The sequence below is a fragment of the Bartonella tamiae Th239 genome, from assembly GCF_000278275.1.
In the GTDB taxonomy this organism is placed as follows: domain Bacteria; phylum Pseudomonadota; class Alphaproteobacteria; order Rhizobiales; family Rhizobiaceae; genus Bartonella; species Bartonella tamiae.
In genome coordinates this window covers 1,013,781-1,027,393 of record NZ_JH725147.1, presented here as the reverse complement: position 1 = coordinate 1,027,393, position 13,613 = coordinate 1,013,781, and the positions used below count along the sequence as shown (strand labels likewise).

Here is a 13,613-nt window from a genome sequence, read left to right as displayed (position 1 = left end):
GCAATGATATTTAATCTGATATGCTTTCGCAAATTCATCTGTTATAGGTGAGAATACTGGTCTTAATTACGGCTCAAAACGATCCGTGGAAAAACAAAGGAAGAGTGTGATGATGCGTACAAAAGCTACTCGTTTTTTAGCAGTTTTATCGGCGGGAACGATATTGATAAGCTCGAGCGCTTTTGCCCATCATGACGCTATGACAAAGGCAGAATCTTTCGCAGGTGCTTTCATTGCCGGTCGTGTTGCAGGACAAGACAAACACATTAATCTTGCCATTGATTATTTTAATCAAGCACTTGCATTTGAACCAGATAATATTTTCATGCAACAAGATATGTTGCTTACTTTATTATCAGCTGGTGATTTTAAACAAGCCGTTAAGCTAGCAAAAACGCTTCAACACGATACAGATATTGACCGTTTTGTTCGTCTAACATTGGCAAGCGACGGTTTTATAAAAAAATCTTACAAAACTGCAAAAAAAGAAATTAAACCCTCGCAATCAACAGATGTTGATCGCCTTATGTCACATTTAATAAGTTCTTGGGCAACATTTGGTCAAGGCAATCGCAAACAAGCGGCTTCAGAAATAAAACAACTTTTGGGACCAGCATGGTTTGATATTTTCACCAGTTTCCATTTGGCACTTATGAATGATCTTGCAGGAAACAAAAAAGAGGCGGAACGCTATTATAAACAAGCCCTTAATGATCAAAGAGGGGGCATGTCAGCCCCTGATACTTATGAACGTGTCATTGTCGCTTACGCCTCTTTTCAATTGCGTCATAAAAAACGTGATGATGCCTTGAAAACATTGCGTCAAGGTGAGACACTTCTCTCTGGCCGCGATGCTTTGAAATATATGCGTGAAAATGTTGAAAATGGTGGCACAATTGATAGGCTTGTCAAAACGCCACAAGAAGCGGCTGGCGAAGTGTTATATGATACAGGAACGGCTATCAATCGCGGTAGTGCAGAATCATTTGCACGTATTATTTTACAACTCTCCCTTGCCTTACGACCTCAAAATGATGCCACACTCTTTCAACTTGCGGATATTTCGACAAAGCTTGGTGACTATAAAAGCGCTATAGAATATTATAAAAATGTTCAAAAAACATCGCCTTATTATCGTGATTCTGAATTAAGATTGGCGCTTAGCTATTCTGATTTTGGTGATAATGAAAAAGCATTGAACCATCTTGTCTTTTTAGAAGAAGAATACCCAGATGATCGCCGCATTTCGCTGGCTCTTGCTGGTATTTACATGCAAGAAGATGCTTTTGAAAAAACAGAAAAAGTAATGGATCGAACAATTGATCAAATTCCTCAACTTCAAAGAGAAGATTGGTTGTTATTTTATCAACGCGGTATTGCGCGTGAAAGAATGAAGGAATGGCAAAAAGCAGAACCTGATTTTCGCCAAGCGTTAGAGCTTTTTCCAAATCAACCGCAGGTTTTAAATTATCTTGGATATTCATTGATTGATCGTAATGAAAAACTTGATGAAGCCTTAAATATGGTCAAAAAAGCTGCTGATTTACGTCCAGATGATGGCTATATCGTCGATTCTCTTGGCTGGGCATATTTTAAGCTTGGTCAATTTGATGAGGCCGTTACAATTCTGGAAAGGGCCGTACAATTATTGCCCGGAGATCCAACAATTAATGATCATTTAGGTGATGCCTATTGGCATATTGGGCGAAAGTTAGAAGCAACATTTCAGTGGAATCATGCAATTGCAGGCAAACCAACTGATGATGAGCTTGAAAAAATTGAAGAAAAGCTCAAAACAGGGTTAAAAACGCAAGAACAATCTTCTAATGTTGAAAAAATCAATAAAAGTAATGAGTGAAGACAACTAACCTAATCAATATAATAGTGACTTCATCAGTCATCAAACGCGCCGATATTTTCAACGATCACTTTGCATAAATAAGAATGCACAGCAAATCCATAATATATCGATTTTAATCATTATCATGCTGAGATTTAATCAACACGTATCATCATTAAAGTTTGAAAATATTTATTTAAATGTCTCTGAAAAGATGGTTTTATCAAATTTAAAAATTTAAATCGTCTTAAAATGCTTTTATCGTCTTAAAGGATCGAACATCTGTAAAATAAAAAGGATGAATGGGGAAAGTCATGGTTTCACTTCAGCTGCGACTTGACCAAGTTCATAGGAGAGAATAAGTCTTTTTAACAAGAAAATAATAGAGTTTGCACTTTTTTTAAATTTTAAAGGTGACCACGTGAACCTTCCTGAACATCTCAATCCGAAACGCTCTTTCCAAGGGTTGATTTTAACATTACAAAATTATTGGGCACAATATGGATGTGCAGTTTTACAACCCTATGATATGGAGGTTGGTGCAGGCACTTTTCACCCAGCGACAACCCTGCGCGCTCTGGGGCCAAAACATTGGAAAGCCGCTTATGTTCAGCCCTCTCGCCGCCCCACCGATGGGCGATATGGCGAAAATCCCAATCGTTTACAGCATTATTATCAGTTTCAGGTCATTATCAAACCTTCCCCTCCAAATCTTCAGGATCTTTATCTTGGATCATTACGCGCAATTGGTCTTGATACAACACTACACGATGTGCGTTTTGTTGAGGATGACTGGGAAAGCCCTACATTAGGTGCTTGGGGACTTGGTTGGGAATGCTGGTGCGATGGTATGGAAGTATCGCAATTCACTTATTTCCAGCAAGTTTGCGGCATCGAGTGTTCCCCTGTATCTGGCGAGTTGACTTATGGTTTAGAACGTTTGGCTATGTATATTCAAGGCGTTGACAATGTTTATAACCTCAACTTCAATGGGGGTGAAGGCGCTGAACGTATCAGTTATGGTGATATTTTTTTTCAAGCTGAACAAGAATATTCACGCTATAATTTTGAATTTGCCAATACAGAAATATTACATCAGCATTTTTTGGATGCAGAACGCGAATGTAATGACATTTTGAATGCTGGTCATTCAAATGACGATGAGCGCCTTCATCTATGTGTTTTGCCTGCCTATGACCAATGTATTAAAGCAAGCCATATTTTTAATTTATTGCAAGCACGCGGTGTAATTTCTGTAACTCAGCGACAAAGTTTTATTTTACGTGTGCGCAATCTTGCACGTCGATGTGGTGAAGCCTTTCTTTTCACAGAGGCCGGTGGGGTCAATTTTAAGGAAACGTCTGATGCCCGATCTACTGATTGAACTTTTTAGTGAAGAAATTCCGGCTCGTATGCAGCGCAAAGCTGCCGGTGATTTGAAAAAAATACTCACCAATAAATTGGTTGATGCTGGTTTAACCTATGAGGCGGCACGTGAATATTGGACACCACGACGGTTAACTTTAGATGTTCGTGGATTAACACCTCGCTCAAAAGATGTTCATGAAGAACGCAAAGGTCCAAGTATCAAAGCTGGTGAGCAAGCCATTGCGGGTTTTTTACGTTCTGTAGGCTTAAGCGATATTAGACAGGCTAAAATTATTAATGACCCCAAAAAAGGTGGTTTTTATGCCGCTGAAATCATAAAAAATGGGCGTTCTGCTCAAGAAATTATTGCTGAGATTATGCCACAAATCATTCGTGATTTTCCTTGGCCAAAATCGATGCGTTGGAATAGATTTATTGACAAAGACAATTCTTTAAGATGGGTACGCCCTCTTCAAAATATATTATGTGTTTTTGGTTCTGAAACAGGCGAAACGGAAGTTATACCTTTTGAAATTGCTGGATTAAGAAGCACGAATATGACCTATGGGCATCGTTTTTTGAGTGATGGAAAACCAATCACCATTCGGCGGTTTGATGATTATATTACGCGCCTTGAAGAAGAAAAGGTCATTCTTGATGGCCAGCGACGAAAGGAGATCATTCTTGCCGATGCACAAAATCTTTGTTTTGCGAATGGTCTCGATCTTGTCGATGACGACGCATTAGCCGAAGAAGTTTCAGGCTTGGTTGAATGGCCAGTCGTTCTTATGGGACAATTTGATGAAGCATTCCTTGCGATTCCACCCGAAATTATACAACTTACAATTCGTGTTAATCAAAAATGTTTTGTCACGCGTAAAAGAGATGAGCCGTCACAACTTTCTCACCATTTCATTCTTGTTTCAAACATTATAGCACCTGATGGTGGAAAAATGATTGCTTATGGCAATGAAAAAGTTGTGCGGGCGCGTTTATCCGATGCATTCTATTTTTGGCAAACAGACCAAAATGATCTCCCTGATCAGAACGCTCTTGTGCCATCCGCCCAAAAATTTGATCTTGATTTGACAAAACCCCTTGATCAGCGCATGGCGCGTCTTGATTATTTGGATGTCACGTTTCATGCACGTCTTGGAACTCAAGGCGAACGTGTTGAACGTATTGTTGATCTGGCGCAAATTATCGCACCTCAAGTACAAGCAGATAAAGCTTTAACCAAACGAGCAGCAAGTTTGGCAAAAGCAGATTTACAAACAGAAGCTGTTGGTGAATTTCCAGAATTACAGGGTGTAATGGGGCATAAATATGCTGCTTTACAAGGTGAAAACCCTTTGGTTAGTCAAGCAATTGAAGACCATTATAAGCCACAAGGTCCAACAGATAATATTCCTCAAGATACACTTTCTATAGCTGTTTCACTTGCTGATAAATTGGACACATTAGTTGGTTTTTGGCTCATTGATGAAAAGCCAACAGGCTCTAAAGACCCTTACGCTTTGCGGCGTGCATCATTAGGTGTCATTCGTCTTCTTATGGCGCGAGATTGGACAATCCATCTCATGCCGCTTTTTAAACAAGCAGCAGAGCTGCTTACCCGTCACATTGTCGAAATAGATCTTGCTGTCTATGAAAGTAAACTTGATCATGAAAAGGCCAATGAAACTGATGATGCCCAAGACATAAACAACGCCTTGCGCAATGAAGAAATAAAACTTGAAAATGCATTATCTATAAAGACAGATTCAATTCTAAAAGATTTACTTTCTTTTTTCCATGAACGTTTAAAAGTACATTTAAAAGATGAAGGTGCGCGCTACGATGTTATTGATGCAGTTGTCACCGATGATGCTGACAATATACTTCAGCTCGCTCGCCGTGTTGAAGCTCTCATTGTTTTTATCAATGGTCAAGACGGAGTCAATCTTCTTTCTGGGACAAAGCGCGCTGTGAATATTCTTGATAGTGAATTGAAAAGAGGAATGGTGATACCAAAACATATAGATCCTGATCTTTTCATTGAAACGGAAGAAAAAACGCTTTTTGATCAAATTCAAAAGGTTGAAGAAAAAGTGCATCACTCTATCACTGTGGGTGATTATTCTTTAGCTTTAAATGTGCTTTCTACATTGCGCGCACCCATTGATGCTTTTTTCAATAAAGTGCTTGTGAATGATGATAATAAAGCGATTAAAACCAATCGTCTTGCTTTACTACAACGAATAAAATCTGTCACGACAAGCGTGGCTGATTTTTCAAAACTGAATGAATAAATTGTGTTATGAAAAAATACTCATCACTGGTTAAATAAATTTAAAGAGCTTAATCATATCACCTTAATGAAAATGTTTTTAAGCCCTAAATATATCATTTGTAATGATTGTGCTTAAACAAGGAGAATAATGATGATTATTCGTCCACGCCCACATATTTTTAAACTTTTTTTTGTAATGCAAGGATCAATATTACCCAAAATTGCCCCACAACTTATTGCAATATTTTTGCTTTCAGTGACAGTTGTTCTGGCACATTATTTTTTTCCAAATATTGTTCCAACTTATAATAGTGCGTCCGCATTTACTATGCTTGGTATTGCATTATCGGTATTTTTAGGATTTCGTAATAATGCCTGTTATGATCGCTGGTGGGAAGGGCGTATTATTTGGGGTAAAATCGTATCAAGTTCACGTGATCTTATACGACAAACATATCTATTTTCTGATCGCATCAATGAACGTCATGCGTTTCTCTACTTAACATCTGCCTTTTCTTTCAGTCTTGCTTATGATTTAAAAAATTCAAAAGCCATTCCTGAAGCTCTTTTAGAATTGAATTTTAAAATCAATGATGAATATTTAAAAACTCATAATAAACCATCTTTTATTCTTAATTGCTTAGCTCAAAAACTCGTTGCTCTCTATAAAAAAAAGTTAATTACTGATATCCAATTTCAAATGATTGACAAGACTCTTGAGCGTCTCAATGAATCTCAAGTTGCTTGTGAACGGCTTAAAACAACTCCCGTTCCCTTTCCATACACATTACTTTTGCATAGAACAGCCTATATTTTTTGTTTTCTTATTCCCTTTGGTTTTAACGATATTCTTGGTTGGTGGACACCCGTTGCAAGCTTATTTGTCGCCTATACATTATTTGGATTAGATGCCATCAGTGAAGAAATGGAACAGCCTTTTGCTCCAGTCAAAAATGCTTTACCAATTTGCGCGATGGCAACACTTGTCGCCAGAGATATATATGCTCAAACTGGTAAAAAAATGCCAGAAGCCATTGAACCTATAAATTATGTTTTGCAATGATCGTTAAATTATTATGAGTGATTAATCGTTATTTTTTAACTTCATGATGATTGGAGTAGGTTATAGCCTTATTAATTTGATAAAACGATCATACAAACAGCAAAACATGCATAGTAGAAAGCGATAAAAATGAACGATGAAGCTTATGCTTTCTAAAAAAAAGAGTAATTTTTTTTACCCTATATATAGAAGGATTTCGCAATTAACCGTTTCGACAATTCTTAAAATAGTCATATTTTTTCACAGCTTGCTCTTCGTTCTTACCTAAATTTTCCCTACCATTTTGATAAAATAAATGGATGATCAAGCCTCATATTATTGTAAGAATTATAATTATTTGTTAAAAAGTTATTTTTTTGTAAATAGTATTGTTAATAAAAAAAACCATGCTTAAAGCACGGTTTTTTTACATATAACATCATGTGAAATGATTACGATTATCGATATTGTATCAATTCACTAAAGTTTTAATATCCTGCAATGATGCTTTTATCAATTGATCCGCATATTTTGAATCAAGTTCTTCAGTTATGATTTTTCCTGCAGCTGCAACGGCCAAATCAATAGCAGATGATCTAACAGCAGAAATAGCATCTGTTTCTGCTTGTGCAATTTTTTCTTCTGCCATTTTATTGCGCCGTTCAACATAAGCTTCTGTTTTTTCACGCGCATCTATAGCAAGAGCTTGTGCTTCTCGCTTTGCTACAGCAATAATTTCTTCTGCTTCTTTTTCTGCCTCTGCGCGTCGCCTTTGATATTCCGCTAAAAGCTCTTGTGCTTCTTCACGTAATTTACGTGCTTCGTTTAATTCTTTATCAATACGCTCAGCACGATCATCAAGATAACGGTTTGTTTTAGATGGAACCTTGATTGCAACAAGCAATGCGAGAAACAACAATAAACCGATAAGAGCCCAAAAAGTATCACTCATCATACATGTTCCTAATTTCGCAGTAATTTTACTGTTGCTGTCGCAACAGATTCGCTAATATTTTTTCCTAGAAATTCATGCACAATGGCACGTGATGTTTCTTCTGCAATTTTTCCGACATCCTGCATGGCATGATCTTTAATTTTAAAAATACGTTTTTCGGCATCTTTTAATTTTTTGTCTAAAGCCATTTCAGCAGCATGACGCTCATCAGCTGCTTGCTTTTGAGCATTATCATGAGCTGTTTGCGCAATCATATGCGCTCTTGATCGTGCATCAGCCAATTCACGCTCATACGCTTCAACTGCGCTTGCGCGCTCCTGATTCATTCTTGCGGCTTGATCAAGATCAGAGGCGATGCGATCACGACGTATTTCGATAACACCGCCTATACGCGGCACAATAATCCGTGCAATGAAAAAGTAAAATAAACCAAAGCTGATTGCCAGCCAAAATAAATGCGAACTAAAATGAGAAAAATCAAATGGAGGAAATACACGCTCTGCATGATGCACAGCATCCTCAATGCGATCAATCGTTGACATCTCATTTTGAGCATAAGCATTGGATATAAACATCCTGTTTTATCCTTATTATTGGCTCAATAAAACTATAAAGCCGCAAAACATTAATCATGTAGGCAATGAAACTCTTTAAAGCAATTTTAGCATAAGCTTTTCATCTTACTGTTTAAGTGCCAGTCACATAAAATGTGACTGGCAGTTTTTGAAATTTTAAACAGCAAAAAGAAGTAAAAGAGCAATAAGCAATGAGAAAATACCCAAAGCTTCTGTCACGGCAAAACCAAAAACCAAGCGACCAAATTGGCTATCTGCGGCCGATGGATTGCGCAATGCGCCTGATAAAAAGGCGGCAAAAATATTGCCAAGACCAAGTGCTGTACCAGCCATACCAAAGCAAGCAAGACCAGCGCCGATGTATTTTGCTGCGAGTGCTAATTCCATTTCATTCTCCTTTAAAGCGAATTCGCATTTATTTATGGATGACCAATTCATCCGTGTAATTAATGTCCTGGATGCACCGCATCATTAAGATACATACAGGTCAAAACAGTAAAGACATATGCCTGAAGAAACGCCACTAAAAATTCAAGTGCTGTTATAGCGACAGTCATAATGAGTGGCAATACAGAGCCCCCTATCCCAACAGCACCCATTCCTATCATTGAAACCACAAAACCCGCAAACACTTTTAGTGTTATGTGACCAGCCAACATATTGGCAAAGAGACGAACAGAAAGGCTTATAGGACGTGATAAAAATGAGATAACTTCAATCAAAGTAACCAAAGGCACAATAATAATAGGCACACCTGAGGGAACAAATAATTTTAAAAACCCAAAACCATGCTTAAAAAAACCATAGATAACAACAGTTAATATGACCAGCATTGCTAAAGCAAACGTTATCGCAATCTGTGAAGTCACCGTATAAAAATATGGAAACAGACCAATAAAATTAGCCACTAAAATGAAAATGAACAATGAAAACACAAGAGGGAAAAACCGCATACCTTGTGAACCGGCAGAATCACGCAATGTATTTGCAACAAATTCATAAGCAATTTCTGAAATAGATTGCATACGTGTCGGCACAAGCCCACGGCTTGAAGATGATGCAAACAAGAATATTGCAGATAAAACGACAGTCAGAACCAAAAACAAAGAAACATTGGTAAATGACAAATCCGTATTTCCCAAAGGAATATTAATCAGTCGAGAAACTTCAAACTGATGAATAGGATCTGGAGCGCCTGTAGCCACATTAACCTCATTTAATGAGGGTTATCACCCGTTTTATCAGGGTTATCACCCATTTTATCTTGGCGCGAGGCGCCACGTTGTCCGATTTGGCTGGGGGGAACATACCCCACAGACCGCAAAATATTTAACACACCAGCGGCAAAACCAAGGAATAAAAAAATAATTAATCCCCAAGGTGATGTCCCAACCAGTTGGTCAAAGCCTAAACCAAGAACCACACCAACAATGACGCCTGCCAAAAACTCACTTGACAGTTTGATTGCTTGTGCCGTTCCCTTTGACGGCAAATCCTCATTTTTCATTGGTTCTGGTTGATTAAGTACACCCTTACGCTCTAATTCGACTTCTAAATTACGGCGTCGGCGATCCAGATCCAAAGATTGAAGATTTCCTTCCTGTTTTTCTGACAACGCTTCCAGCTTATCAGGCGTATCACCTTTTGCCATTATCGGCCTCATCATCAAACAAAAAAGTCAAGGTCTAACCTTTAAAGTCGCGCGCAACATATTGTTACCTGAACCATTCGTCAAGAGAGCAAAACAGTCAGAATGAGAAGAATCATCTTCAAAAGAGGAAAAATAAATTCTATCTGATAAAATTACTCATTTTTAGCTACGTTAAATAGACTATTTAACGATAAGAATGTTCAAATCTGGGAATCTTATTGCGCCTTGGGGTTCTAACGATTAACTCCAACCACCATTTTTGGTACGGTAAAAAATATGAAGTCCTATTTTTTCAACTTTATCCATTGACTTTGCCCACCGAGGACGCACATAAGTTGCATGATAGTGCGTCGAAGAACCCACATCAGCAAGCCAAATTTGGCCTGCCGTCACTGCTTTTGATACTTGTTGTGCAATCACCCAATTCTGCTTTTCGGTGATTCTGTGTTTTTTACCATCACACGCAAAAGAAAACTGGCATTTATTTCTCCAATTAATGTTTTGATAGACAACACCACAAATTGAACCAGGATATGCTGGATTGCGTACACGATTAAGAACCACTTGTGCAACAGCAACTTGTCCTTTGACTGATTCTCCGCGTGCTTCAAAATAGACTGCTTCTGCCAAACATTTTTGTTCTTTTGGCGAAAAGGCTGCTGCTGGCAACAAAGTTGCAGCCCATTCATGGTCTTTTTTACCAATAGGGGGAATAAAACGACCGTCATTTTTATCTTTTAAAACACTATCAAAAGGTGTCGAATCAATTTTTGCATTTTGTGGTGCATATCCTAAAGCCAAAATATCGGCTTGATCATTGGTAACAAGTGAAGCAAGAACTTTTGGAATGGGTAATGTGGGATTTGATTTTTTACTGAGACGAAGAGGTGCTCTTGCAATATCGATTGGTTTTGTGTCATTTGTCGATTTTCTCAGTTGTGCAAATGTCTTATGAAAATTTGACAATGGACTCATCTGAATAGAAACTCTAGGCGTTTCGATCTTTGAAAGATCTGGTAAGGCATTGTCTTCACGCTTATTAAGACCATCTGACTTTTCTGCGCGACGTACACGATCAACATCTGGATTTGGATCAGCTATACCAAGTTTTTGTTCTGTTATCTCGCCTGTTACAGGAAGAGCTTTATAACGATGTGTGAGGATTATTGAACCTGTAACAATAGGATCAACACCTTTTGGCACTTTATCGACATTGGGGGTCTGACTGCGGCTAAGCACTGAAACGCCAACATTTATCGGTTCTAAAATATCGGCATTTTGTAAAGTTGTTGCTGCACATATTGCCATTCCAAAGCCAAGTATTGTTGGTAATAAATAAAATTTGCGACGTTTTTGTTTTAAAATAGCAGGAGCACTATAAAACCGTCCTTCAGGAAGATAATAAGAAGACGCAATGCAAAACTTCTCGCTTCTTGTTTCTTTGCCATCGTGACGACGCAAAGGAGATTTCAACGATATTCTAGGCACCACACGACTCCAACGCACTTTACGCTTACGCACAATTTCAAACAATTTTTATGTGAGAATCAAAATGGCGGATTAACCTTTATTTATGGTTAACAAAAAGAGCCTTATTCGTTGATATTATTGATTAATTTTTTATTAAAATGTAGTAATAGTTAATCGAAAAACTGTGGTTTTCTAGGAAAAAGAAACAAATACGCTCAACAGTATTAACTATTGAGCGGTATAACAGAATAAAATTTAGCGTTTTTTTGCACGCCCGGCAAAAGGATTATCTGATGTACGCATCGATAAACGAATAGGTACGCCTGGCATATCAAAACGATCTCGTAAGGCATTTGTCAAATATCTTAAATAAGACTGTGGCATCGCATCAGGACGTGATCCAGAAATAACAAATCCAGGGGGTCTGGTTTTCACCTGTGTCATATATTTTATTTTTAAACGCCTCCCTGATACAGCAGGTGGTGGATGACGACCAACCGCGCCTTCTAACCAGCGGTTTAATTTTCCTGTTGAAATACGACGGTTCCAAACCTTATGCACATTTTCGATATTTTCCATTAAGCGATCAATGCCTTGTCCGTGTTCTCCAGACAAAGGAAGAGCTCTTAAACCGCGCACTTGCGGTAAAAGCCGCGCGCATTTTTCATGTAAATCTATAAGTGTCTGCTGACGATCTTCAATCAAATCCCATTTATTAAAGGCAATGATTGGTGCACGTCCTTCTCGAATAACCAAATCCGCAATTTGCAAATCTTGCTTTTCAAAAGGTATAGTCGCATCAAACACGATAATCACTACTTCGGCAAACCGAATGGCTCGCAATGTATCGGCAACGGAAAGCTTTTCAAGTTTACCTTGCACTTTGGCTTTACGTCGCAAGCCAGCAGTATCAAAAAGTTTGACTTTGCGGCCTCGCCATTCCCAGTCAACCGAAATCGAATCGCGGGTAACACCTGCTTCTGGCCCAGTCAAAAGGCGATCTTGTCCAACCATAGTATTGATAAGAGTGGATTTACCCACATTAGGGCGCCCTGCAATGGCTATGCGAATTGGCTTGGTATTATCATAAGCTGGCTCTTCAGCTTCAGGATCATCAATATCATCACCAATCGATGGTGGCTGAATACGAATGCGCTCTTCTTCCAATTCTTTTTCAAAAGCTTTGTCTTCCCCTACAGCCTCAACAATCGCATCACGCAAATCAGACATACCTAAACCATGCTCAGCTGATATCGGGCATGGCTCACCAAGACCTAAAGACCACGCGTCATAAAATCCTGCTGTTGCCTCTTTTGCTTCTGCTTTATTGGCAACAAGAATAATCGGTTTTCCAGATTTGCGTACAAGAGAAGCAAAATTTAAATCATTCGGCGTCATACCGCTTTTGGCATCTAAGACAAATAAAATAAGATCTGCCTCTTCTATTGCCATTTTTGTTTGAGTGCGCATACGCCCTTCAAGGCTATGATCATCTGCATCTTCAAGCCCAGCTGTATCAATGACATCAAATCGCAAATCCTGCAAACGGGCAGAATGCATGCGTCGATCGCGCGTAACACCCGGCGTATCATCAACCAAAGCCAAACGTTGTCCAACCAAACGGTTAAACAATGTTGACTTACCGACATTTGGACGCCCGATAATTGCAACGGTTAAACTCATTTCTTAACCTTTAACAGCTTTGCCCGCACTATAAATCATATCTAACATCATTTGAGCGCGTTCGGTTGTTTTTATGCCAGCCAGTTTTTCATCAACAATCTTTTTGAAATAATAAACAGCCACGTCATATTTTTCAGCCTTATAGGCTGCCAATCCCAACGCCTCACGAGCAGACATACGCATTGGATCAATGTCCGTTGCCAAATCTTTGACACGTTTTTCCACATCTTCAAATTGACCATAATCTACAAGAATGAAAGCTGCTCGAATTTTGGCGACTTTTTGAAGCAATTCAGGTGCTTTTTTATCGTTGCTTACGCTATCAAATGCGTCAACGGCTTGTGCATTTTTACCATTTTCCATAAAAATTGTAGCTTTACGCAATTGCGCAAGATAAGGATAGCCACCAAAATCAGACTGCTCAACAGTATTTAACTGCTTTAAAGCATCATCAAAATTATTTTGTTCAATATTATTAAAACTTGCCAGAAAAGTATCACCAATCGTGTTTGCCTTACCAGCTTGCCAATAATTATAGACCTGATGAATAGCAGTTCCCACGACAAGAAGAAATGCCGCTCCAATTAAAAATGGGCCAAAACGCGACCAAAGTGCCTTTAGGCGATCTTGACGGATTTCTTCATTTACTTCTCGAAAAAAACTATCGTCTGACATCAATCTTTCCTAATTTTGTTTTGTGCATTTACGCATTTTTTATCAAAGATGGTAGTCCTAATTATAAAAAGGACGAAAATAA

At 38.5% G+C, this 13,613-nt stretch carries 12 protein-coding genes; 4 read left to right on the top strand and 8 right to left on the bottom strand.

Annotation, left to right across the window (positions count from 1 at the left end; all coding sequences use genetic code 11):
- Positions 1 to 109 precede the first annotated feature (109 nt).
- From ME5_RS04540 to ME5_RS04525, 4 genes are all read left to right on the top strand, one after another.
- Positions 110 to 1,858, top strand: a complete 1,749-nt coding sequence (locus ME5_RS04540) for a tetratricopeptide repeat protein (protein ID WP_008038870.1) — start codon at positions 110 to 112, stop codon at positions 1,856 to 1,858.
- A gap of 403 nt (positions 1,859 to 2,261) precedes the next feature.
- Positions 2,262 to 3,224, top strand: coding sequence for a glycine--tRNA ligase subunit alpha (locus tag ME5_RS04535; RefSeq protein WP_008038869.1), 963 nt, complete (start codon positions 2,262 to 2,264; stop codon positions 3,222 to 3,224).
- Positions 3,205 to 5,499 carry a glycine--tRNA ligase subunit beta gene (gene glyS / locus ME5_RS04530; RefSeq protein ID WP_008038868.1) on the top strand — a complete coding sequence of 765 codons (2,295 nt, stop codon included), beginning with the start codon at positions 3,205 to 3,207 and terminating at the stop codon, positions 5,497 to 5,499. Before ME5_RS04535 ends, glyS begins: the two co-directional genes overlap by 20 nt.
- 129 nt (positions 5,500 to 5,628) lie before the next feature.
- Positions 5,629 to 6,543 carry a bestrophin family protein gene (locus ME5_RS04525; protein WP_245256491.1) on the top strand — a complete coding sequence of 305 codons (915 nt, stop codon included), beginning with the start codon at positions 5,629 to 5,631 and terminating at the stop codon, positions 6,541 to 6,543.
- A 451-nt stretch (positions 6,544 to 6,994) separates the two neighbouring features.
- Here the strand turns inward: ME5_RS04525 and ME5_RS04520 are convergent, their stop codons facing one another.
- From ME5_RS04520 to ME5_RS04485, 8 genes are all read right to left on the bottom strand, one after another.
- The gene (locus ME5_RS04520) at positions 6,995 to 7,474 is read right to left on the bottom strand and encodes a F0F1 ATP synthase subunit B (protein WP_008038866.1); all 480 of its coding nucleotides are present in this window, start codon (positions 7,472 to 7,474) and stop codon (positions 6,995 to 6,997) included.
- A gap of 11 nt (positions 7,475 to 7,485) precedes the next feature.
- Positions 7,486 to 8,052, bottom strand: a complete 567-nt coding sequence (locus ME5_RS04515) for a F0F1 ATP synthase subunit B (RefSeq protein WP_008038865.1) — start codon at positions 8,050 to 8,052, stop codon at positions 7,486 to 7,488.
- A 156-nt stretch (positions 8,053 to 8,208) separates the two neighbouring features.
- Entirely contained in the window at positions 8,209 to 8,439 is a 231-nt protein-coding gene (locus ME5_RS04510) for a F0F1 ATP synthase subunit C (RefSeq protein ID WP_008038864.1), read from the bottom strand.
- Between the two features lie 59 nt (positions 8,440 to 8,498).
- Positions 8,499 to 9,257 carry a F0F1 ATP synthase subunit A gene (locus tag ME5_RS04505; protein WP_008038863.1) on the bottom strand — a complete coding sequence of 253 codons (759 nt, stop codon included), beginning with the start codon at positions 9,255 to 9,257 and terminating at the stop codon, positions 8,499 to 8,501.
- Positions 9,258 to 9,268: 11 nt separating this feature from the next.
- Positions 9,269 to 9,703 carry an AtpZ/AtpI family protein gene (locus ME5_RS04500; RefSeq protein ID WP_008038862.1) on the bottom strand — a complete coding sequence of 145 codons (435 nt, stop codon included), beginning with the start codon at positions 9,701 to 9,703 and terminating at the stop codon, positions 9,269 to 9,271.
- Positions 9,704 to 9,943: 240 nt separating this feature from the next.
- Positions 9,944 to 11,191, bottom strand: coding sequence for a cell wall hydrolase (locus ME5_RS04495; RefSeq protein WP_008038860.1), 1,248 nt, complete (start codon positions 11,189 to 11,191; stop codon positions 9,944 to 9,946).
- 237 nt (positions 11,192 to 11,428) lie between these two features.
- Positions 11,429 to 12,856 (bottom strand): ribosome biogenesis GTPase Der, encoded by a 1,428-nt coding sequence (gene der / locus ME5_RS04490; protein ID WP_008038859.1) that lies wholly within the window; start codon positions 12,854 to 12,856, stop codon positions 11,429 to 11,431.
- A gap of 3 nt (positions 12,857 to 12,859) precedes the next feature.
- On the bottom strand, positions 12,860 to 13,531 hold the full coding sequence (locus tag ME5_RS04485; RefSeq protein WP_008038858.1) for a tetratricopeptide repeat protein: 672 nt from the start codon (positions 13,529 to 13,531) through the stop codon (positions 12,860 to 12,862).
- Positions 13,532 to 13,613: the final 82 nt, after the last annotated feature.